Genomic DNA, 20,616 nt, shown 5'->3' on the forward strand with positions numbered 1-20,616 from the left:
GGGAAGCAGGGGGAGCAGGGGAAGCAGGGGGAGATTTAATAAACTTGGTTCTCCTTGTCTTCCTTCTCTCACCTATCCACCTATTTGATAGCAAAAAATTAGGTATTTAGCTGTCGAAACAACTCTTTAACCTGCTGCCAAGCGTCGCTAGCTGCATTTTTGATTATAACTAGCTCTTTGGTCGCAGAAAAATCCGTGTTCGGCTCCATCGTAGCGAAAGATTTTGTGAGGTACAGAATTCTTCTCTAGTTCTGCCTCGATTGCGTCTACTTGGTCTGGGGGAATGCTAGCATCTTCCATGCCAAAGAAAGCGTAGATAGTACCGCCAATTTCTGGTGTACGAGTAATAGTTGGCTCGCCACCTCCAGGCGTTTGCGTGGCAATTCCAGCACCGTAGAACGAAGCAGTAGCTTTGATATCATCTAAAGTAGCAGCAAGATAAGCTACATGACCGCCAAAACAAAAGCCGATACAGCCGATCGCACCTTGTTTAACTTGAGGTTGGGCTTTGAGGTAATCAATTGTTGCTTGGATATCGCTTAATAATTCGCTAGCTTTAGTTTGGTCTTTGTATTCTTTGCCAATTTCTATATCTTCAGGCGTGTAACCCGTCTCAAAACCAGGAGCAATACGCTGATAAATTGCAGGGGCGATCGCTACATACCCTTCTTTGGCAATACGTTCGGTAACATCTCGAATATGCGAGTTAACGCCAAAAATTTCCTGAATTACCACAATTCCAAGATAAATTCCTTCTGCTGTGGGATAAGCTAAGTGAGCCGCAATTTGCACCTCGCCATTGGGAACACTAACGTCAGTTATGTAAATTTCTCGGTCTGTCATGATGATTAATCTAGGAGCGTGCCATCCTAAAATAAGCTACAGCTAGTATTTACCCATCTACCCGTAGAGTCAGTGACCAGTGACCAGTGACCAGTGACCAGTTAAATCTCCCCTGCTCTCTTCTTCCCTGCACCAAAAATGGTTCAATTCCGCATTCAGACAGATAGTGAAATTCCGGCTTCAACTCAGTTGTTGAATCAAATTCGCTATGCGATCGCGTCTAGGCAATTTCCCCCTGGACATCGTTTACCTAGTACGCGGGCTTTGGCAATGCAAACTGGCTTGCACCGCAATACTATTAGTAAGGTATATCGCCATCTTGAGGATGATGGTTTAGTCGAAAGTATTGCAGGTTCGGGTATTTACGTCCGCGCTCAAGTTGTCAGGCGCAATCCTGACTTAATCCCTTTACTAGAGCAATATCCCCAAGCTGACACTATTGTGCAACAAAGTTTGGATCAACTATTGCAGCAAGGTTGTTCGCTCAATCAAGCACGAGAGTTATTTTTAGCCGAAATCGATTGGCGGTTGCGCTCGATCGCTCAAGTAATAGTTACTGTCCCTTTAGATGATATTGGTGCTGGGAAGTTAATTGTTGACGAACTAGAACAGTCTTTGGGCATTCCAGTACAGTTAGTACCTTTAGAAGAACTAGCCAACGTACTAGAGCAAACTGCTGGCACAGTTGTAACTACTAGGTATTTTATCGGTCTTGCCGAAGCGATCGCCGAAGCTAAATCTGTCCGCGCGATTCCCATCGATACTTACGACTACCAAAAAGAAATTCAAGTCCTCAAAAAATTGCCCAATGATAGTTGCGTCGGCTTTGTCAGCATTAGTTCTGGGTTATTAAGGGCGGTAGAAGTTATTATCCACAGTTTTCGCGGCAGCGAACTACTGGTAATTACGGCGCAAGTAGGAGATGCTTATAAGCTCAATGCGATTGTCAAAAGCGCTCAACTGATTATTTGCGATCGCGCTAGTTTTGCTAGTGTCAAATCCGCTGTTCAAGCTATTAGAGAAGATATCATTCGTCCACCGCAGTTAATCTGTTGTGAAAATTTTATTGGTAAAAATTCGATCGACTTACTCAAGCGCGAACTTGGTTTGGGATAAGTCAGCGAACGCAGATAAACGCGGATAGACGCAGATGAAATACTTATAGCTTTTTTAAGTTAATGCAGTGGCGAACGCTTTGGCTTAGGGGTGTGGTGAAACTGTCGATGGAGGCGACTTCTCCATCTAACTTCTCAACTGTGCTTTGTAGGCTTATTTTTTCTTCCTCTGTCCAATTACCGCGATACAAAACTGCTAAACCTCCGCTTTTGAGCAATGGTAAGGTATATTCGGCACAAATAGCGGCTGAACCTACTGCGCGGATTGTCGCTAAATCGTAAGTTTGGCGATGTTCGGGTTGTTTGCTGAGAATTTCTGCTCTAAATGTTAATGTTTGAACATTGGAGATATTTAACTGCTCAATAACGGTATCTAAAAAAGTTATTTTTTTACGGGTGGAATCGAGCAAGGTGACAGTAGTTGCAGGTAAAGAGATCGCAATGGGAATGCCTGGAAATCCTGCTCCCGTACCGATATCGATTGCTTTAACTGCTGTATCTTGTTTGTTTTCCAGTAAAGGCAATATTCCCCGCAGCGAATCCCATAAGTGTTTTTCCCAAAACTCTGTAGGCTCAGTAATTCGGGTTAAGTTGAACTGATTATTACCAACAAGGATCAGTTCGTAAAGCTGCTGAAACTGTTGTTGCTGCTGCTCGTTAGGTTGCCAATTCATGGTTTTTTGCCACAAATCGGTCATTTCTGGTAGTGAGATGCGATCGCACATAAAACAGTGATCGGTAACCAGTGACCAGTGACCAGTTATTAATGACCAGTTACCAGTTATCAGGTTTTTTAAACTAATAAAAACTTAGGATGAATATTAATTTATGCTACTACAGGAGGTGCAGAAGTTAGGTTGCCACGATCTAGCATCCAACAGCTATCGGCGATCGCTAGTAAATCTCCTGCGTCGTGTGTTACTACTAGCAAAGTCCAATCTTTTTTTAGCTTTGCTAGTAAACTTACCAATTGCCGCCGCATTGACCAATCTAAGCCTGCTGTTGGCTCGTCTAAAAGCAATAAAGGTGGTTGGCGAATTAATTGTACAGCCAAGGCTAAACGGCGTTGCTGACCGCCGCTAAGAGCCTGCGGTGGTGTATGCAAAGATAGTTGTTCTAACCCTACTTCTTTTAAAGCGTGCTTGACTCGTTCTGAACCTAGTTCGGGATGTCCTAAACGTAATTCTTCTAAAATTGTGCCGCCGCAAAAATGCCTTTCTGGAAACTGAAATACTAATCCTGCTAGTTGTTGCAACTGTTCAGCGATTAACTCTTGTTCGCGCCAAGCAACAATTCCCGATGTCGGTTCGACTAGCCCTGACAAAATTTCTAGTAAGGTACTTTTGCCTGAACCGCTTGCGCCCACAATTAAGCCTAATTGCTGCGGTGCTAGTTGTAAATTGATAGATTTTAGAATAGCTGTAGGGCTAGCGGGGGGATGATAGGTGAGATTTTTGAGATTAAGCATCTGGTGATAATTCGTAATTCGTAATTCGTAATTGATTACTGAAGGGTTGTAGGGGTAGGCAATGCTCTCTAAATTGGCAATCTTATCTTCTCCCTTGTCTCCCTTGTCCCCCTTGTCCGTTGAACTATGGACTTATGCAAGAGGTCTAGTTAATTGTGGCTGACTGATGCTAATTGTTGGCAACATATTATCAGGATGAGCGTCAAGAGCCTTGCCCTAATTCTAAGCTGTTGGCGTTGCTAACTTTAAATAACGTAATTTATGCAGAAATTTCAGCTATTTGGTGCGATCGCCGCTACTACGGTAGCATTTACATTCAACTTCTCGATTAATCCCTCTTTAGCCGATCCTTTTCGGACTAACAACCAACATCAAATTGGTGACAAGACTGAAGCTGCTTTCAAAGCTATATTCCAAGATGGTAACTACCAAGCAGCGCAGCGTTATCTCAAGCAAGCAGAAACTACAGAACCAAATGAGCCTTTGGCTTATGCTATGCGTGCTTCTTTGGCTTATAGTTTAGATAAAAATTTAACTTCATTTACTACTTACGGCAACAAAACCCTAGAAACTGCCCAGCGGTTGATTCCATCAGATCCCTTACGTGGCAATTTATATGCTGGTGTAGGTTATTTCCTTCAAGGTGCTAGCATTTTGGCTCGTGATGGTACTGTAAAAGGAACGCCAGAGGCTTTATCTAAATTGCGATTAGTTTACCAACATCTAGACAAAGCTGAAGCTGTCTCAGCTAGCGATCCAGAAATCAATTTACTGCGCGGCTACATGGATTTGATGCTGGCGGTAAATTTACCTTTTTCTAATCCCGATCAAGCGATCGCACGTTTGGAAAATGCTAATCCTACTTACTTAGCCGAGCGCGGTTTGGCTATTGGCTACCGCGACCTCAAACAGTACGATAAGGCTTTAGAATCAGTAAATAAAGCTTTAACAATTACTGCCAATAACCCAGAGTTATTTTACCTCAAAGGGCAGATATTAGCCGAACACAGTAAAAAGCAAAACGATCGCACTATGCTAACAGAAGCGATCGCTAATTTTGACAAAGCGATCGCCAAAAAAGCCCAATTACCAGCAAATTTGACCAAACAAATCGAACGCGAACGCCGCCTAGCATCTAATCGTTTAACCAACCCAACGTAACAATGTGGGAGACGTTGCAGTGCAACGTCTCCCACAATACATTGAACCCCATTAATTTTCACATTATGCAAGTACAATTTCGAGAATTCAATCAATTCGATTTATGGATTTGGGTCGAATTTGGTACAGTTCCTTCCGAGATGGAAAAGAAGTATGTAGAAGAAGTATTTAATTCTTGGTTTTATCTAGGCAAATTAGGCGGATTTAACGCCGAAAACCTGCAAATTCAGGAAGAAGGGTTAGACCTTAGCTACATGAATTATGACGAACAACGCTCTGGTAGCAGTATGCTGGCGTTGATGCATAACATGGGTGCATTTGAGTATCAAGGTACTTGGGGACGTTGCTGGTTTGACCTAGGAACTAGCGATGCGATCGCGCTTGATGTTTTAATTAATTGTCTACAACAACTAAGTCAAGAGTTTGTCGCTGTTGAAGGCTTATATATTGGCGGCGAAAACTCCGACTGGTCGATAGCTGATAGCGAAAGTCGCCCTGAGTCTATATACGATTACAACAATTAAGATGCACAAAGAAGGTGAAATTCGGGTTTTAGCTTTAGGAATTATCCGCGATGGCGATCGCATTTTTATTTCCCAAGGCTACGATCCTGTTAAACAACAAACTTTCTATCGCGCTATGGGTGGCGGCGTTGATTTTGGCGAAACTAGCTTTGAGGCTTTGCAACGCGAATTTCAAGAGGAAATTCAAGCAGATTTAACTAATATTCGCTACTTGGGATGTTTGGAAAATTTATTTACTTTTAATGGCAAACAAGGTCACGAAATTTTACAAGTATATCAGTGCGATTTTGTCGATCCCAAGTTTTACCAACTAGAAAGTTTGGTCTTTGCTGAAGGTAAACGTCAAAAAACTGCTTTGTGGGTAGATATCGCTCGATTTAAATCTAGAGAATTATTGTTAGTTCCCGAAGAGTTTTTAGATTTTCTCGTATAGTAAATGCGATCGCAATAGTTAGCGACCAGCGACCATCCTTTCAGCAGTTGAAGCTTTAAACATCAAACTATGAATATTAACTGGTCACTGGTCACTGTAATAACTGGTCACTGTTAACTACCGAAACATACTACTTACAGAACTATCTTCATGTACGCGCCAAATTGTTTCCCCTAACAAATTAGCAACAGAAAGCACTGTCAATTGCTCGAAGTTGTTTTCTTCAGCTACAGGAATTGTATTAGTAACAATTACTTCCTCAAATACGCCACTAGATAGCCGCTCAATTGCTGGTGGAGAAAATACTGCATGAGTTGCACAAGCGTACACCTGACGCGCTCCTTCATCCCGCAGTAATTTAGCACCTGCGGCGATCGTTCCGCCAGTATCGATCATGTCATCTACTAACACCGCTGTTTTCCCAGCAACATCGCCAATCACGTTCATGACTTCAGCGACATTATGAGCTTGACGGCGCTTATCGATAATTGCTAAGGGTGCATCATCTAGCTTCTTGGCAAATGCTCTTGCTCTTGCTACACCGCCGACATCTGGCGATACAACTACCAAATCTGGTAATTGCTTGCTAGCTAAATAATCAATCAATACAGGCGAACCGTAGACATGATCGAAAGGTATGTCAAAATACCCCTGAATCTGCGCTGAGTGTAAATCCATTGCGATCGCTCGATGCGCTCCTGCTTCGGTAATCAAGTTTGCTACTAATTTAGCTGTAATTGACTCTCTACCTGCCGTTTTACGGTCTGCTCTAGCATAACCATAGTAAGGGATCACTGCTGTGATTTGCCGCGCTGAGGCACGACGGCAAGCATCAATCATAATCAGTAATTCCATCAAATGGTCGTTTACCGGATTGCAATTAGGTTGAATCAGATAAACATCGCAACCTCGAATTGATTCTTGAATTTGAATGTAAAGTTCGCCATCCGCAAATCGCTTGCGGATCATTGGTCCTAAGTCCATCCCCAAATAGCGAGCAACTTCTTGGGAAAATGGTACGTTGGCGGAGCCTGAAAACAAACGCAGGCGATTATTATCAGCAGTAATCGCACTTTGGGCTAACGGAAGCGTCAAAGCAGTTGCAGAGCGTAGCACAACAGATCCTCTTAGGGGCTTCATGGCAATCCTATCATTACAAGTTTACCTACTTCCTCAGCAATTCTAGGGAATTTTAATTATAAGCTTGTATGCAGTTATTAATTAACAACTGTTTAAGATTTTTCTTACGATAGTTTAAGGCTTGCTTCAAGATTGGCAACAAAACTAAACTTTTGCCTTCTATGTTATTGCAAGTTCCGAGAAAATGTGTGAGCAATATTACTTGTTTCTAGAATAGGAAGAATAACCAACAATTATAGTTAGCGTAAACGGTATCGACTACTGATTTTTGTAAATTACCAAAGTAATGCAACCATCTATTCCCCTGAGTACAGTTCTCCAAAATCGCTATCGCTTAATCAAAATTCTCGGTCAAGGGGGATTTGGTCGTACCTATTTAGCGGAAGATATCGGGCGCTTCAATGAATTATGCGCCCTAAAGGAGTTAATTCCGTCTCAAAGCGACGCACAGTCTTTAGATAAGGCACAACAGTTATTTCAAAGGGAAGCAAGCATCCTCTACAAAATTCATCACCCGCAAATTCCTCAATTTAGGGCGACATTCGAGCAAGATGGGCGCTTATTTTTAGTGCAAGATTATGTAGAAGGCAAAACTTATTGGGATTTATTGCAAGAACGCCTTACCAGAGGGACAACTTTTGCAGAAGCAGAAGTATTGCAGCTATTACAACAAATGTTACCCGTTCTCGCCCACCTCCACGTTAGAGGCATTATTCACCGCGATATTTCCCCAGACAACATTATTTTGCGGCAAAGCGATCGCAAACCCGTACTAATAGATTTTGGCGTAGTCAGAGAACTAGCAACGCGGTTTCATTCTCCAACTGGCAAGTCGATAGCGACAACAGTAGGTAAACTAGGTTACGCGCCTATAGAACAAATGCAAACAGGCAGAGCATATCCTAGCAGCGATCTTTACGCTTTAGCTGTAACTTGCATAGTTTTACTGACAGGCAGAGAACCGCCAGGATTATTTGACGATCGCGATTTTACGTGGAATTGGCAGCGTTGGGCAAAGGTAAGCCCAAGATTTGGCGAAGTATTAAATCGGATGCTCGCTCATAAACCAAGCGATCGCTATCAATCAGTTGCCGAAGTTGCCAAAGCATTACAAACAAAGGAAAGCCCATCTCAACCTGCACCCAGCTTATCGGCAACAAATACAATCCCAGTAGAAGAAAGGCACAGTTTCCCTCAGCCTACACCCAGCTTATCAGAAATAAATACCCTTGCTGTCGGTCGCCCTCAGAATCAAGTTGTAGCTAATAGCAAACAAGTAGAACCAGTAAGGCGCAGATCGATTTGGGAACGCTGGTGGGCGATCACCCTAATTTTCATTGCTGTAGCGTTAATTGCGGGAGGTAGTTCGTTATTTTTAGTTAGTTGGTGGTTAAATCGCGATCGCAATGCCCAACCGCAATCTTTCCCTTCTCCCTTAGTTTCCACGCCGCCTACTACTACGCCAACACCTACACCTAGCCCCCAACCAACTAACTTTAGCCAACGCTTAAATTTAGCACCAGGTGAAACGGCAAATATTGAAGCTACTTTAACGGCTAATACTACTGCAACGTACCTATTTAGCGCCGAACAAGGGCAGCCTTTGACTGTAGATTTAGCTCAATTTGAAGGTGTTTTACTGACGGTAATAGGACCTAACCAAGCACCGATTGACGATCGCGCTAACCGAGTGACGCGCTACGAAGGGACGCTACCTACTACGGGTGAATATGCGATCGTTCTTAGTCCCGTACAAGGAGTTGAAAATGATACCAAGTATCAATTAAGCGTGCGTTTAGATAATTTAGTTTCACCTAGCCCCACACCAACAGAAACATTAACACCAACACCAACGCCAACGCCCACAGTTGAAGTAGAATCAATAACCCTTCGCCCTGGCGATCCTTCCAGCCAAGTTTCTGCCTCAGTTACACCTTTGCAAAGCAAGCGCTACCTGGTTAACGTTGAAGAAGGGCAAATTCTTAGAGTTGGAGTACAACAGGGCGCAGTAGCGCTAGATATTCGTTCTCCTAATGGGGAATTACTAGAAAATGCGAGCAAAGTTCCAAGTTGGGAAGGACAAGTACCAACTAGCGGCGCATACCAAATAGATGTAGTTGCGGCGCAAGATCGAGAAACTGAGTTTATTTTAGATATAAGCTCGAACAACGGACAGCAATTTTGAACGCATTATTAATTACAGCAACGGATACTGAGGCAGGAAAAACAGTTTTGACAACTGCTTTAGCTGCATACTTACAAAAGTACCAAAAATCTCCGCTAAGGATAATGAAGCCAATTCAAGCAGGAATTGGCGATCGCGAGTTATATGCCGAGTTATTTGCTCTATCTGAGGATGAAATTAACCCTTTGTACTTTCGCGCCCCCTTAGCGCCTCCAATAGCCGCCGCTAAAGAAGGACGCGGGGTAGATTTGGGGATAGTATGGCAGGCTTTAGAGAAAATGCGATCGCGAACGGATTTTGTATTAGTGGAGGCATTAGGAGGACTCGGCTCGCCTGTAACTAACGAGTTTACAGTTGCAGATATAGCCGCGCAGTGGCGACTACCTACAGTTTTGGTAGTTCCAGTAAAGCTGGGGGCGATTTCTCAAGCTGTGGCTAATGTTGCTTTAGCAAAACTTACTGGCGTTCGCCTGCAAGGAATTGTCCTTAATTGCGTTCAACCTTGCACCCCAGAAGAAGTTAGCGATTTAACACCTACAGATTTGATTCAAGCTTTGACTAACGTACCCGTACTAGGCTGTATGCCTTATTTAGACAACCCAAGGGATTTAGATAAGTTAGCTCAAGTTGCGGCAAACTTAAATTTAGAAATATTGCTGCCTAGAGCGATCGCAAATTTTAAGAGTAAGTAGGTAAGAATTATGCAACTTGCAATCAAACACCTAACTAGCCCTGATGTCTTGCTAACAGTTCCGCTAGGGAAAAGCATTTTGCTGGAAAATGTTAGCTGGCAAGAATTTGACAATTTGTTAGTTGAACTGGGAAATACTCGTGGTGCGCGAGTTGCTTACGATCGCGGCTTGTTAGAAATTATAGTGCCTTTGCCAGAACATGAATATTTTAAAGGAGCGATCGCTGATTTAGTTCAAGATTTAGCAGAGGTGTTGGAACTTGACTACGAAACTCTAGGTTCGACTACTTGGAAGCGCCAAGATTTACTTGCTGGAGTAGAACCAGATAATTGTTTTTACTTTCAAAACGAGCAACTGATTAGCGGTAAGTTGGACTTTGACTTAAGGCGCGATCCTCCACCTGACTTAGTTTTAGAAATTGATGTTACAAGTAAATCTTTAAATAGATTCCCGATATACGCGCGGCTAGGGGTTCCTGAGATTTGGCGATACGACAATGGAAACCTCGAAATTTATCAACTCCAAGATAATACCTACGTTGAAACCAATGTTAGTCTCGCGTTTCCCCAATTTCCAGTTCAGCAAATTTTGCCATTTATTGCCGAGCATAGAACAATGGGTAAAAGAAAGATGCGTTTAGCTTTCCGCGACTGGGTGAGGGAGAAGGCGAAAGGATCGAAGAGCTAATTATTTACCTTTTCTCTACTTGGGTTAGTCTTTACCATGAAAGATAAGCAATTAAATATATTTAATTTATGGTTTCTACTTCTTTAAATCCCCTAAATATTAATTCATCTAGCATCCGCGCCCAAATACAAGCATTACAGCCGCAAATTGTAGAATGGCGCAGAAATATCCATAAACACCCAGAATTAGGCTTCAAAGAGCAATTAACAGCCCAATTTATCAGCCAAAAGTTGCAAGAATGGGGAATCGAGCATGAAACTGGGATTGCTCATACAGGGATAGTCGCGACAATTCCAGGCAAAAAACCAGGTAAAGTATTGGCAATTAGAGCCGATATTGATGCTTTGCCAATTCAAGAACAAAACGAAGTATCTTATCGCTCCCAACATGACGGCGTAATGCACGCTTGCGGACATGACGGACATACAGCGATCGCTCTTGGTACAGCTTACTATTTATCGCAACATCAAGACTTTGCCGGAACGGTAAAAATCATTTTCCAGCCCGCAGAGGAGTCCCCAGGCGGCGCTAAACCGATGATCGAGGCGGGGGTGCTAAAAAATCCTGATGTCGATGCAATTATTGGTTTGCACTTGTGGAACAATTTACCTCTGGGTACGGTGGGTATCCGTAACGGCGCATTGATGGCGGCGGTAGAGTGCTTTCGCTGCACGATTTTAGGTAAAGGCGGACATGGGGCGATGCCTCATCAAACGGTAGACTCAGTTGTAGTTGGGGCGCAAGTTGTCAATGCTTTGCAAACAATTGTCTCGCGTAATGTCGATCCGGTTGAGTCTGCTGTAGTAACTGTAGGCGAATTTCATGCTGGTACGGCGCTAAATGTCATTGCTGATACGGCAAGATTGAGCGGTACTGTACGCTATTTTAATCCTAAGTTTGCCAGATTTTTGCAGCAGCGGATCGAACAAGTTATTGCGGGAGTTTGTCAATGTCACGGTGCAAGTTATGACTTAGAGTATTGGCGACTGTATCCCCCAGTAATTAATAATGCTGAAATTGCTCAATTAGTGCGATCGCAAGTTGAGGCTGTAATCGAAACTCCTATAGGTATTGTCCCAGAGTGTCAAACTATGGGCGGCGAAGATATGTCGTTTTTCTTGGAAGAAGTACCAGGATGTTATTTCTTTTTAGGTTCTGCTAACCCTAGTAAAGATTTAGCTTATCCCCACCACCACCCCCGATTTAATTTCGATGAAACGGCTTTGCCTTTGGGGGTAGAAATATTTGTACGTTGCGTAGAACAATATTGCCAATGAAAATTGCTGAATTAATTACTTGGGTTGAAAATTGGGCAAATCCAGCTTGGCAAGAAAGTTGGGATAATTGCGGTTGGCAAATCGAACCAGGGGTATTGTCACAACCAGCACGAGTTTTGGTATGCCTTACGCCAACTTTAGCAGTGATGACTGAAGCGATCGCCCTAAATGCTAATCTAATTTTCGCCCATCATCCGTTGATTTTTAGCCCGTTGAAGTCTTTAAAAAGTGGAGATGCGATCGCGGAAGTAGTAAATTTAGCTTATAGGCATCAAATTGGCGTTTATACTGCCCATACCAATTTCGATCAAGTAGAAGATGGTACAGCAGATGTACTGGCGCAGTTATTGGACTTACAGCAAGTAACGCCAGTAGTCCCTACTCAATCGGGTTTAGGATACGGTAGAGTTGGCGATTTGCATCCAGGTTTGAGCTTAGAAGATTTACTCAAAATCATTCAATTTCACCTTAATCCGCCTGATTTAATCTATTTTACTGCTAATAACTACCCAAAATCAATTACCAGGGTTGCAGTGCTAGGTGGTTCTGGTGCTAGCTACATTTCTGCTGTAGTTAAGACTGGCGCACAAGCTTATCTTACGTCTGATTGTAAGTTCCATCAATTTCAAGAAAGCCGCGATCGCGGTTTAATTTTAATCGATGCTGGACATTATGCCACCGAACGTCCTGCTTGCGATCGCTTAGTTGCAAAGTTTAAATCTTTACAGTTGGAATGGGTACAGTTAAGTCAACAAGATGAAGATTTTCGCTGTTTCTATAAAAGCGGCTCTCCCTAACGGCTGTAATTTATTAATAATTTAAAGCTTTCATAAAGTGAAAGCACAAATATTATTTATTTGATAAATTTTATTTACAGAATAAAGTTTCAAGCTAAAAATAAAAGGTAATTTGCTTTTCCTGTTAAAGATTATTCAGGTATATAAATTCATGTCTATATATCTTTGGACGTAATTTTAACAGTTGATATGTCATCGAGAAATTCTTATGTCAGAAACTTTTTCCATCAACTTCAACAAAACTCCTCGCGTTTTGGTTTTGTCGTTACGTAACATTGAATTTGCTGTTTCTCGCTCTTATACTCTAGAGATTGAAGATACTATAACTAATTTTGATAGAGTGGAAACGCTTGTACCTGCCTATTTTTCTGGTAGTCAGTTAAACAAATTTAAAAACATAATTGCTAGAAATGCTTTTAAAACTAGCGGTAAAGGTAATGGACTCAACCCAATAATAAATAATTTTAACTTAGAAAAAGAGTATGACTTATTTCTCTATGTTTGTCAGTACCCAATCGACCTTCTGTACCTTAATACTATTAGCAATTGGCGAGAAAAGTGTAAGAAAGCAGTTTGTTGGTTGGATGAAGTATGGGTAAAAGATGTAGATAAATTAAAGCCGCAATTATTGCATTTAAATAAATTTGATTACATCTTTACAGGCTTAAAAGCAAGTGCCGAAGCAATAAGTAAAATTGTGGATGTACCTTGCGATTATATGCCACCTGGAGTTGATGCCATAAAATTTTGTCCTTACCCAATGCAACCGCATCGTAGCGTTGATGTTTGCAACTTAGGTCGTCGTTGGCAAAGCATCCATACAGAGTTGTTAGACTTAGTTGAAGAAAGAGGGATATTTTATATTTATGACACGCTGGACAACAAGCGGATGCAAGACTACCGCGAACACCGCAGTCTTTATAGAAACATTCTCAAGCGAAGCCGATATTTTATTGCTTGCAAACCAAAAGTCGATTTAGCGTACGCACAAGGACAAGAAGAAACTAGCGTGCGTTTTTTTGAGGGAGCAGCAGCGGGTGCAGTAATGTTAGGTATACCGCCAAATTGCGATACCTACAAGCAAAACTTTAATTGGACGGATGCGACGATCGCATTACCTGACAATGGTACTGGTATAAGTAAAATTATTGCTGAACTTGATGCCCAACCAGAGAGATTAGCAAAAATCCGTACAGATAACATTGTAAATTCCTTGTTGCGACACGATTGGGTATATCGCTGGGGTAAAATTCTAGATATAGCCGGAATTAGCCATACACCGGAAATGGTAAGCAGACAAGCTGACTTACAGAATTTGGCGCAGATAGTGCAAAAAAAAAGTTGTGAATTGGAGGTAAGCTTTTAGCGATCGCCGTGTAGGCAGCCTAAGAATAAGTTAAGATTGTTGATGATGGGTTGAGCTAAAAGTAGAGTCTCTAGACTTCTAGAAGCGAACAAAACTCACGCACGCCGCACCCAGCGGTAGGATGATACAGGTAAAAAGTCTGGGCAGAATAAGAGAGCATTTGCTACTCGCACTCAATCCCAGAATACCCATGAAGCGAATCTACCTATAGATAGCGGCGCAAAATCTACATGAAAGACAACAAAGCAACAAATTCGCTAGCTAGCAGGATGGAGTTATTACTTAGCAAATGTGAAGTAAGTCAGCTAAAAATGGGTATCGTTGACTGGAGTCGAATCCAAAGATTGACATTAACTACTACATTTAAAAAGGCAGAAGTAATACATGCTACACCGCAAGATTTATCAACTTTGTTGCGATGGGCGTGAGATTTGTATTTTCTTAAGGGACCAGCAACGCTGGATTGAACGCGCCCGCATTATTGACATAGAAGGGGATTTAGTTACTCTCCGCTATGAGACAGAAGAAGAGGAAGAAGTTTGTTCGTGGGAAGAAATGGTTCGCTTAGAAAGTATTGGTGCTGTAACTCAAAAGTTAGCATCAGTACCGAGAGGTAATGTTGACCCCCTGGTTTCTGACGATTGCCCAGAAGCGGAGCGAATTCGCAATCATAACGACTCAAATCCTGAGTAGCGCTTCGCCTTACTCCTATTGAGGAATAGGACCTAGAGGATTAAGGCGTTCAAAAGCAGGGCAATAGCCTTCCGGCGGGACTTTAAACCCAAACAAGGGGGAAGCTTGGTTCCAACAGCGCTGTCCCCTTTGGAATTTACAAGTACCACAACAGCTTAACTGAGTCCAGGATAAGCGATCGCTACTAGACTTAAGTAATTCGCGCGGTGACAAGCCGCGCAAAACTAATTCTTCCCCTTGCCAACGCGCTTCAACTAACCCCGTATCGGCAAAATTGCGCCAACGGGGTTCTGTGGTAATAGCTTCTGGTAAAGTAATTGTGACGACACTGCCAAGTTCGTTAAGTTCGCCCTCGTAGTTAGTTTCTGGTGGGGCGGGAGGCTGCAAAAACATTTCGCCAATTCTTAACTCTACCAATGTACCAGCAGCAGGGGTATGTAAGTGGTATCGATTTTGCAATTCTTCTAAACTAGCTAAGTCAGCTAGGTAACTTGGCGAACCGTGAATGAAAATGACATCTTGGGGGCGGAGGTTGTGAATTAGCTGGGTAATACCAGGACCATCGCTGTGTTGGGCTAAAAGATAAGTTTCAACGTTATCTGAGGATAGGGAAGTTGGATGTTGATAACTCGGCTTTTCTGGGACTAAAACTAACCAAGGGGAAGATTCTGGATGATTGTACTGGCTTAGATCTATTGTTTCATCGGCGATCGCAATACAAGGAGAATTACCAATAGTCGAGCGCTGTTCTGGGTGCAATTTGCGGACGCGAGGACGGACTCGTTCATCCCAAAATAGGGCTTGATGGCGGGCGAAGTTCTGTACTGAAGCTGGGAGGTAAGGTAGCAGTTCCAAGTAAGCATCACAACCAGTAGCAACTGAGCCATCCACCCAGATATCTAGGTCACGACCAGTAAAATTGTGGTGACTGCGCAGTAGCATCAATATTTCTTGTCCCAAGCCTAATGTAGGCGCAGGTAGAAGCACAGGACGCGACTCGGCGATCGCTTTTTCGATGCGTTCGGCTAGGGTATTTTCCTGACTGCGGCGATGGGGATGACGCGCTGTACCGTAACTGCCTTCAATAATTAATACGTCAGGCTCTAACCCGCGCAATTCTTCTACAGACAAGCCATCTACCAGACGCGAGTTAGATAAGAAAAAGTCGCCTGTATAGAGTAATTTATAGGAGCGCTGGGGAGTAGTGTAAGTAAGCAGAATTACCGCTGCGCCTGGTAAATGTCCGGCGGGAAATATTTGAGCGACAAGTCCAGTGTGGAATTCAATTGGCGATCGCCAAGGCAATGCTTGACAAAATTGCGGTATATGCTGGGAGTCAATATTTTGCCAATTTAGGGGTAATAACTGGGTTGTGACTTCGCTAGCGTAGATAGGTAGAGTAGGAAAAGCTTGATGGAGTGTTAGTAAGCCTCTAGCATGGTCTGGATGAGCGTGGCTGCACAATACTAAATCTGCTGGCTGGGAAGCTTGAAAATCTGCTATCAACTGGGAAATATCTGCAATCCCACAGTCAAGCAAAATGCGATATGGTCCCATCCGCACCAACAAACATACGCCTTCGCCGTGTTGGTGAACTCCATAAGGTAAACATTCTAGTTCTGACCCACTGCCCCCAATAGAGGATATGGGGGAATTATTAGTCCTCATTTTTGGTGGTACGAAGCGGGATTTGTAGAGACGTAGCATTGCTACGTCTAGGGTGCAGGAATGATTTTAATGTGCCGAACCATTGCCGTGATAGTTGTCTGAGTCGTAAAAGCCGTTTTTTGTGCCAAAAAATAGGCAAGCGATCGTAAATATTACTGTTAATCCTACCAAAATCAGTTTTACGTCCATTTTCTATAAAGTTCCTCTAACTTTTAATGCGAGCTTACTAAATTTACAATTGACTGCGGTCATCTTGTTAATTTAGCTAACTTATTTTGGTTAATTCAACCGTATTCAATCAGATTGTAGAACCGAACTGGCTAGCACGTCCAGCAACTATAGTTGCACCTTTACTTTTAGGCTGCGTGCTAGTGCGTCAACTTCCAGATGGGCGAGTTATTCGGGGGTTAATTGTAGAGACTGAAGCTTATGCTGTCGGCGATCCTGCTTTCCATGCTTATAAAAGACGCAGCGATCGCAATTCGGTTGTCTTTGGTCCTGCAGGCAGGAGTTATGTCTATTTAATTTATGGCATTTACCACTGTTTCAATGTTGTCACCGATGTTGATGGCGTTCCTAGTGCGGTGTTAATTCGAGCTTTGCAGTTGGAGTCTGTACCTGATGGCGAGAACTTGCATCGCTTCGCTGCAGGTCCAGGGAAGTTGTGCTTGGCGCTACAAATTGACCGCAGCTTGAACGGCTCTCTTTTACAACCAGGGGAAGCTTTATGGCTTGAGCATCGCAGCAGCGAACAACAGTTGGCTGGTAGCGATTCTATTGTCCAAACTACTCGCATTGGCATTTCCAAAGGTGTCGATTTACCTTGGCGTTGGTACATCAAAAATTGTGCTGCTGTTTCTCGATTTTAGGGTGTTGACATTTAAGTAATTGCTTATATATTAATTTTTAGTTAAGTAATTACTTAAATGACATCTGGAGATGTATTTCAGGCGATCGCCGATCCAACTCGGCGCACTTTACTAGACCTATTGCGGGAGGGCGAACAGCCCGTCAAGCAGCTTGCCGAACCATTTAATATGTCAATGCCAGCAATTTCGCAGCATTTACAAATACTGTGCGAGGCTGGTTTAGTTGTGCAAAGACGGGCGGGAAGGCAAAGGCTTTACAGGTTGAATGTAGAGCCTTTGCAAGCTGTATTTAGCTGGCTTTTGTCTTACAAGCAGCTTGGATTAGAAGCGCAGCAGGCTTTGGGTGAGGAAGAATTTATGCTCAGAAAAGTAAAGAAAACAGTTCTTTTCCCTTACCCAGTGCAGCAAGTTTGGCAGGTAATTACAGATAGGCGATCGCTATCTACTTGGCTGTTGGATAATAACTTTGAGCCTAGGTTGGGACATAAATTTTGGTTGGAGAAGTATTCTGTACCTGGCTTTGAAGAATTTATTTACTGCGAGGTAATAGAACTGGATGCTTTAGAACGTCTTACTTATACTTGGCAAGATAGTTTGATGCAGTCGCCGACGATTGTTAGGTGGTTGCTAACGAGCCTAAAAGAAGGTACGCAACTTTGTTTGGAACACAGTTTGACTAAGCCTGCAAGCAGCTATACTATGCTCAATTCACTTTTTAATGGTGGATGGGATTACAAATTACGCTATAAACTGCCACAAGTTTTAGTTGATACTTTCAATTAATACGGCAGTCCTATTAAAATTAACCGCCAAGATAAGAGCAAGTAGAGAGTTTCGGAGCAAATAGCCTGTTCTCGTGAAGCTTTTATTTGATATCTACACTGAGAAGACGAGAAAAAGTTTATATGGAAAATACAGAACCGGATTCACTAAAGCGCGTGTTTGGATTGCCGACTTTGGTTATTTATGGCGTGGGCGATATTCTCGGTGCGGGGATTTATGCGGTAATTGGCAAAATTGCTGGACTATCAGGGACTTTGGTATGGGCTTCGTTTATAGCTGCTATGGTTGTGGCGGCGCTGACAGCTTTGAGTTATGCAGAACTTGGCAGCCGTTTTCCTCAAAGTGGAGGAGTTGCTTATTTTGTTCACAAAGCGTTCCGCAATGATTGGCTGTCAATTTTGGTCGGCTGGATCATGTTTTGTACTTGCTTAGTTTCGATGGCAACGATTTCTAAGGCATTTGCAGGCTATTTTAATGCTTTTGCTCCTTTTGTTCCTGCTTGGTTAGTTATCATAGGACTTTTTGCTGCTCTTGCCTTTGTTAATTTTAGAGGGATGAAAGAGTCTTCTGCTTTGAATATTTTTTGCACTGCACTTGAAGTTTCAGGGTTGCTGCTTGTTATTTTGCTTTCAAGCTTGTTTGTATTTGGGGGTGGTGGAGGGACTGCTAATAGTATCCCTGATGCACCTACTGTTGGTTGGACGGCTGTTTTGCAAGGTGCGGCACTTGCTTTCTATGCCTTTATTGGCTTTGAGGATATTGTCAATGTTGCTGAGGAAGTAAAAAACCCTGAGCGTAATGTTCCTAGAGCCATTTTGCTGTCTTTGAGCATTGCTGGTGTCATTTATATTCTGATTTCTTGGTTGGCGACTCAGGTATTAACTCCAGCACAGCTTGCTGATTCAGGCGCTCCCCTGCTAGATGTGGTACGGCGAACGCAGCCTAATTTTCCGCAAATCATTTTCTCATTTATTGCTTTATTTGCAGTTCTCAATACAGCACTACTAAATTTTGTCACCGCATCGCGCCTGTTGTATGGAATGTCGCGGGAAGGGCTACTACCAGCGTGGATTGGAAAATTACACCCTAGGCGTGCTACTCCTTATCGAACGCTGCTGGTAATTTTGCCAATTGCGATTTTTCTATCACTTTCAGGAACGCTGCAATTTCTAGCGGGAACGACTGCAACGTTACTTTTGGGGATGTTCTTTCTAGTTAATCTTTCGCTTTTGGTTACTAAACGCCGAGAACCGCGAAATAACGGCTTTCAAGTTCCTGTTGTAGTTCCAGCTTTGGCGTTGCTTTGCAATTTGGCTCTCGTTCGGTATGCTCCTCGTGACAGTCACATTCTGGCGCTGGTATTTACGGGAGTAGGAATGGTACTAATTTTGCTCCGTCACTCCTTAACTAAAAGAAGTTTGCCTAGCACTTAATTAACAATGCCGCCTAAAGATTCTAGTTACGATCCTAGGAAAGCAGAGTGGAATGGATGTGCGATCGCCCAGTTCGATCCTGCGAACTACAAGCAGTGGAAACCTAAAGATAAAAGCGATCGCGCAATTAGAGAAAGAGAGTATCTAAGAATTAAGTATGCTGTCAACCAGGTAAACAAGCAGCTAGACCTTGCTAAAGTCAAAGTTAAGCTGAAACTAACTAATCATCAATCAATTGGCTTACAAGGAACATTTCCCTGCAAACCAGGCGATGTTGGTAAAAATGGCAGTCCGAATAAACAGTATCTAATTTCTCTAGGCATAGCTGCTAATGATGCAGGCATAAAGACTGCTGAATTTAGGGCAAGGGAATTAGACTTGCTATTGATGACAAAGCAGTTTCAATGGCAAAACGAATTATTAGGCAAGCAGGCGCAAAAACTAGCCTTGCCAGATGAAAAGCTAACTTTGCCTATTTATAAGTTAATCGAGCTATATAAGCAACAGTTTTGGCGGACGCACGCGGAAAACCGTCAAGGGTTAAGAACTTGGGATAGCCATTATTTAAGACATCTCAAGAAATTACCGCAAAATGAGCCTATATCTGAAAATGCGCTAATTCAAGCTTTTGACAAGACTTTGCCCAATACTAGCGCCAGATTTTACTTAGCTTGGCAACTAAGAAAGTTCTGTGAATTTTGTGGCTTTGATGGCAGTGGTGCGATCGCCTCTTATACTACCAGAAAGCCCAAACCAAGTTTTCGCCAAATTCCTGCTGATGCTGAGATTACTGCTGGATTTGCCAAAATAGGCAGACCTTTATCCCCATTTGCCAGTAAGGAAAACTTAGTTCAACCTCAGCAATGGCAATGGTTATATGGAATGCTAGCAACTTACGGACTAAGACCGCACGAACTATTTGCTGTGGACTTAGACGCTTGGACTGCACCTGCAAATACATTACATTTAGTCACATTAAATCCAAGTCTTACCCAAGGGACTAAGACTGGGGAACGCAGTTGTGGCATACCGCCTTTACATCCGCAATGGGTTGATTTGTTTAATTTAAAGCAGCCTAAAATACCTACATCCAGCGGCACTTTAGCAAATCAAACTGCCAGAATTCATATTAAATTTAGGACTGCAAATATAGGTTTTCCGCCTTATAGCTTGCGCCATGCTTATGCAATTAGAGGACATTTGTTAAGAATACCAATTAAAACAATGGCTGATTACATGGGTCATTCCGTTCAAGAACATACTAAAACTTATCAAAGGTGGATGGATAAAGATGTAAACTTAGAAATTTACCAGCAAGTTGTAATGAAGAAACAAGAGACAGAAGCCGCAGCTTTGAAAGCTGAAGTAGAATTATTACGGGGAATGTTGGGCAGACCTTAATAATACTTATGTACTACTAGAAAAGATGGCGAAAGTAAGAAAAAAATAAGAAATAAAAAGATTTATAAAGCTAGAGTTTAT

19 protein-coding genes and 3 pseudogenes are annotated in these 20,616 nt (G+C 42.6%); 16 read left to right on the top strand and 6 right to left on the bottom strand.

Annotated features, from left to right (window positions below; all coding sequences use genetic code 11):
• Positions 1 to 98: 98 nt before the first annotated feature.
• A pseudogene (locus UH38_RS18065) lies at positions 99 to 843 on the bottom strand (dienelactone hydrolase family protein).
• A 138-nt stretch (positions 844 to 981) separates the two neighbouring features.
• Between UH38_RS18065 and UH38_RS18070 the strand changes: the two are divergent.
• The gene (locus UH38_RS18070) at positions 982 to 1,959 is read left to right on the top strand and encodes a GntR family transcriptional regulator (RefSeq protein WP_045056085.1); all 978 of its coding nucleotides are present in this window, start codon (positions 982 to 984) and stop codon (positions 1,957 to 1,959) included.
• A gap of 43 nt (positions 1,960 to 2,002) precedes the next feature.
• Here UH38_RS18070 and rsmG read toward each other — a convergent pair whose 3' ends face one another.
• Both rsmG and UH38_RS18080 read right to left on the bottom strand, forming a co-directional pair.
• Positions 2,003 to 2,683, bottom strand: coding sequence for a 16S rRNA (guanine(527)-N(7))-methyltransferase RsmG (gene rsmG / locus UH38_RS18075; protein ID WP_045056086.1), 681 nt, complete (start codon positions 2,681 to 2,683; stop codon positions 2,003 to 2,005).
• 101 nt (positions 2,684 to 2,784) lie between these two features.
• The gene (locus UH38_RS18080) at positions 2,785 to 3,426 is read right to left on the bottom strand and encodes an ABC transporter ATP-binding protein (RefSeq protein ID WP_045056087.1); all 642 of its coding nucleotides are present in this window, start codon (positions 3,424 to 3,426) and stop codon (positions 2,785 to 2,787) included.
• 261 nt (positions 3,427 to 3,687) lie between these two features.
• On the opposite strand from UH38_RS18080, the gene UH38_RS18085 reads away from it, so the two are divergent.
• From UH38_RS18085 to UH38_RS18095, 3 genes are all read left to right on the top strand, one after another.
• A complete protein-coding gene (locus tag UH38_RS18085) occupies positions 3,688 to 4,587 on the top strand; it encodes a Sll0314/Alr1548 family TPR repeat-containing protein (protein WP_052672441.1) in 900 nt (299 codons plus the stop codon).
• Between the two features lie 65 nt (positions 4,588 to 4,652).
• Positions 4,653 to 5,111: a DUF3531 family protein gene (locus UH38_RS18090; RefSeq protein ID WP_045056159.1), complete on the top strand. Its 459-nt coding sequence runs from the start codon at positions 4,653 to 4,655 to the stop codon at positions 5,109 to 5,111.
• A gap of 1 nt (position 5,112) precedes the next feature.
• Positions 5,113 to 5,544 (top strand): NUDIX hydrolase, encoded by a 432-nt coding sequence (locus UH38_RS18095; protein ID WP_045056088.1) that lies wholly within the window; start codon positions 5,113 to 5,115, stop codon positions 5,542 to 5,544.
• A gap of 117 nt (positions 5,545 to 5,661) precedes the next feature.
• On the opposite strand, the gene UH38_RS18100 is transcribed toward UH38_RS18095, so the two are convergent.
• The gene (locus UH38_RS18100; protein ID WP_045056089.1) at positions 5,662 to 6,684 is read right to left on the bottom strand and encodes a ribose-phosphate pyrophosphokinase; all 1,023 of its coding nucleotides are present in this window, start codon (positions 6,682 to 6,684) and stop codon (positions 5,662 to 5,664) included.
• A 286-nt stretch (positions 6,685 to 6,970) separates the two neighbouring features.
• On the opposite strand from UH38_RS18100, the gene UH38_RS18105 reads away from it, so the two are divergent.
• The 7 genes from UH38_RS18105 to UH38_RS18135 all read left to right on the top strand — a co-directional run bounded on the left by UH38_RS18105 (position 6,971) and on the right by UH38_RS18135 (position 14,381).
• The gene (locus UH38_RS18105; RefSeq protein WP_045056090.1) at positions 6,971 to 8,869 is read left to right on the top strand and encodes a serine/threonine-protein kinase; all 1,899 of its coding nucleotides are present in this window, start codon (positions 6,971 to 6,973) and stop codon (positions 8,867 to 8,869) included.
• Positions 8,866 to 9,561: a dethiobiotin synthase gene (gene bioD, locus UH38_RS18110; protein WP_045056091.1), complete on the top strand. Its 696-nt coding sequence runs from the start codon at positions 8,866 to 8,868 to the stop codon at positions 9,559 to 9,561. Before UH38_RS18105 ends, bioD begins: the two co-directional genes overlap by 4 nt.
• A 9-nt stretch (positions 9,562 to 9,570) precedes the next feature.
• Positions 9,571 to 10,248 (top strand): Uma2 family endonuclease, encoded by a 678-nt coding sequence (locus UH38_RS18115; RefSeq protein WP_082065432.1) that lies wholly within the window; start codon positions 9,571 to 9,573, stop codon positions 10,246 to 10,248.
• 68 nt (positions 10,249 to 10,316) lie between these two features.
• A complete protein-coding gene (locus UH38_RS18120) occupies positions 10,317 to 11,525 on the top strand; it encodes a M20 metallopeptidase family protein (protein ID WP_045056092.1) in 1,209 nt (402 codons plus the stop codon).
• Entirely contained in the window at positions 11,522 to 12,322 is an 801-nt protein-coding gene (locus UH38_RS18125) for a Nif3-like dinuclear metal center hexameric protein (RefSeq protein ID WP_045056093.1), read from the top strand. Before UH38_RS18120 ends, UH38_RS18125 begins: the two co-directional genes overlap by 4 nt.
• A gap of 208 nt (positions 12,323 to 12,530) precedes the next feature.
• Positions 12,531 to 13,688: a glycosyltransferase gene (locus UH38_RS18130; RefSeq protein WP_045056094.1), complete on the top strand. Its 1,158-nt coding sequence runs from the start codon at positions 12,531 to 12,533 to the stop codon at positions 13,686 to 13,688.
• Between the two features lie 384 nt (positions 13,689 to 14,072).
• A complete protein-coding gene (locus UH38_RS18135) occupies positions 14,073 to 14,381 on the top strand; it encodes a DUF6679 family protein (RefSeq protein ID WP_045056095.1) in 309 nt (102 codons plus the stop codon).
• 15 nt (positions 14,382 to 14,396) lie between these two features.
• Here UH38_RS18135 and UH38_RS18140 read toward each other — a convergent pair whose 3' ends face one another.
• Positions 14,397 to 16,049, bottom strand: coding sequence for an MBL fold metallo-hydrolase (locus UH38_RS18140; protein WP_045056096.1), 1,653 nt, complete (start codon positions 16,047 to 16,049; stop codon positions 14,397 to 14,399).
• Positions 16,050 to 16,115: 66 nt separating this feature from the next.
• On the bottom strand, positions 16,116 to 16,238 hold the full coding sequence (locus tag UH38_RS27950; protein ID WP_045056097.1) for a membrane protein: 123 nt from the start codon (positions 16,236 to 16,238) through the stop codon (positions 16,116 to 16,118).
• A gap of 86 nt (positions 16,239 to 16,324) precedes the next feature.
• Here UH38_RS27950 and UH38_RS18150 point away from each other — a divergent pair, with 86 nt between their 5' ends.
• From UH38_RS18150 to UH38_RS18170, 5 genes and pseudogenes are all read left to right on the top strand, one after another.
• On the top strand, positions 16,325 to 16,918 hold the full coding sequence (locus tag UH38_RS18150) for a DNA-3-methyladenine glycosylase (RefSeq protein ID WP_045056098.1): 594 nt from the start codon (positions 16,325 to 16,327) through the stop codon (positions 16,916 to 16,918).
• A gap of 57 nt (positions 16,919 to 16,975) precedes the next feature.
• Positions 16,976 to 17,263 (top strand): annotated as a pseudogene (locus UH38_RS28280) (ArsR/SmtB family transcription factor); the annotation flags it as partial.
• Positions 17,264 to 17,323: 60 nt separating this feature from the next.
• Positions 17,324 to 17,701 (top strand): annotated as a pseudogene (locus tag UH38_RS28285) (SRPBCC family protein); the annotation flags it as partial.
• Positions 17,702 to 17,823: 122 nt separating this feature from the next.
• On the top strand, positions 17,824 to 19,134 hold the full coding sequence (locus UH38_RS18165; protein ID WP_045056099.1) for an APC family permease: 1,311 nt from the start codon (positions 17,824 to 17,826) through the stop codon (positions 19,132 to 19,134).
• Positions 19,135 to 19,140: 6 nt separating this feature from the next.
• Positions 19,141 to 20,535, top strand: coding sequence for a site-specific integrase (locus UH38_RS18170; protein ID WP_045056100.1), 1,395 nt, complete (start codon positions 19,141 to 19,143; stop codon positions 20,533 to 20,535).
• Positions 20,536 to 20,616 lie beyond the last annotated feature (81 nt).

This window comes from Aliterella atlantica CENA595, assembly GCF_000952155.1.
Taxonomy (GTDB): Bacteria; Cyanobacteriota; Cyanobacteriia; order Cyanobacteriales; family Chroococcidiopsidaceae; genus Aliterella; species Aliterella atlantica.

Coding starts and splice junctions, on each gene's coding strand:
- UH38_RS18080 (WP_045056087.1), bottom strand. CDS start 3,426: ATGCTTAATCTCAAAAATCTCACCTATCATCCCCCCGCTAGCCCTACA.
- UH38_RS18140 (WP_045056096.1), bottom strand. CDS start 16,049: ATGAGGACTAATAATTCCCCCATATCCTCTATTGGGGGCAGTGGGTCA.
- UH38_RS18130 (WP_045056094.1), top strand. CDS start 12,531: ATGTCAGAAACTTTTTCCATCAACTTCAACAAAACTCCTCGCGTTTTG.
- rsmG (WP_045056086.1), bottom strand. CDS start 2,683: ATGTGCGATCGCATCTCACTACCAGAAATGACCGATTTGTGGCAAAAA.
- UH38_RS18135 (WP_045056095.1), top strand. CDS start 14,073: ATGCTACACCGCAAGATTTATCAACTTTGTTGCGATGGGCGTGAGATT.
- UH38_RS18090 (WP_045056159.1), top strand. CDS start 4,653: ATGCAAGTACAATTTCGAGAATTCAATCAATTCGATTTATGGATTTGG.
- UH38_RS18170 (WP_045056100.1), top strand. CDS start 19,141: ATGCCGCCTAAAGATTCTAGTTACGATCCTAGGAAAGCAGAGTGGAAT.
- UH38_RS18115 (WP_082065432.1), top strand. CDS start 9,571: ATGCAACTTGCAATCAAACACCTAACTAGCCCTGATGTCTTGCTAACA.
- UH38_RS18125 (WP_045056093.1), top strand. CDS start 11,522: ATGAAAATTGCTGAATTAATTACTTGGGTTGAAAATTGGGCAAATCCA.
- UH38_RS18105 (WP_045056090.1), top strand. CDS start 6,971: ATGCAACCATCTATTCCCCTGAGTACAGTTCTCCAAAATCGCTATCGC.
- UH38_RS18085 (WP_052672441.1), top strand. CDS start 3,688: ATGCAGAAATTTCAGCTATTTGGTGCGATCGCCGCTACTACGGTAGCA.
- UH38_RS27950 (WP_045056097.1), bottom strand. CDS start 16,238: ATGGACGTAAAACTGATTTTGGTAGGATTAACAGTAATATTTACGATC.
- UH38_RS18100 (WP_045056089.1), bottom strand. CDS start 6,684: ATGAAGCCCCTAAGAGGATCTGTTGTGCTACGCTCTGCAACTGCTTTG.
- UH38_RS18165 (WP_045056099.1), top strand. CDS start 17,824: ATGGAAAATACAGAACCGGATTCACTAAAGCGCGTGTTTGGATTGCCG.
- UH38_RS18120 (WP_045056092.1), top strand. CDS start 10,317: ATGGTTTCTACTTCTTTAAATCCCCTAAATATTAATTCATCTAGCATC.
- UH38_RS18070 (WP_045056085.1), top strand. CDS start 982: ATGGTTCAATTCCGCATTCAGACAGATAGTGAAATTCCGGCTTCAACT.
- UH38_RS18095 (WP_045056088.1), top strand. CDS start 5,113: ATGCACAAAGAAGGTGAAATTCGGGTTTTAGCTTTAGGAATTATCCGC.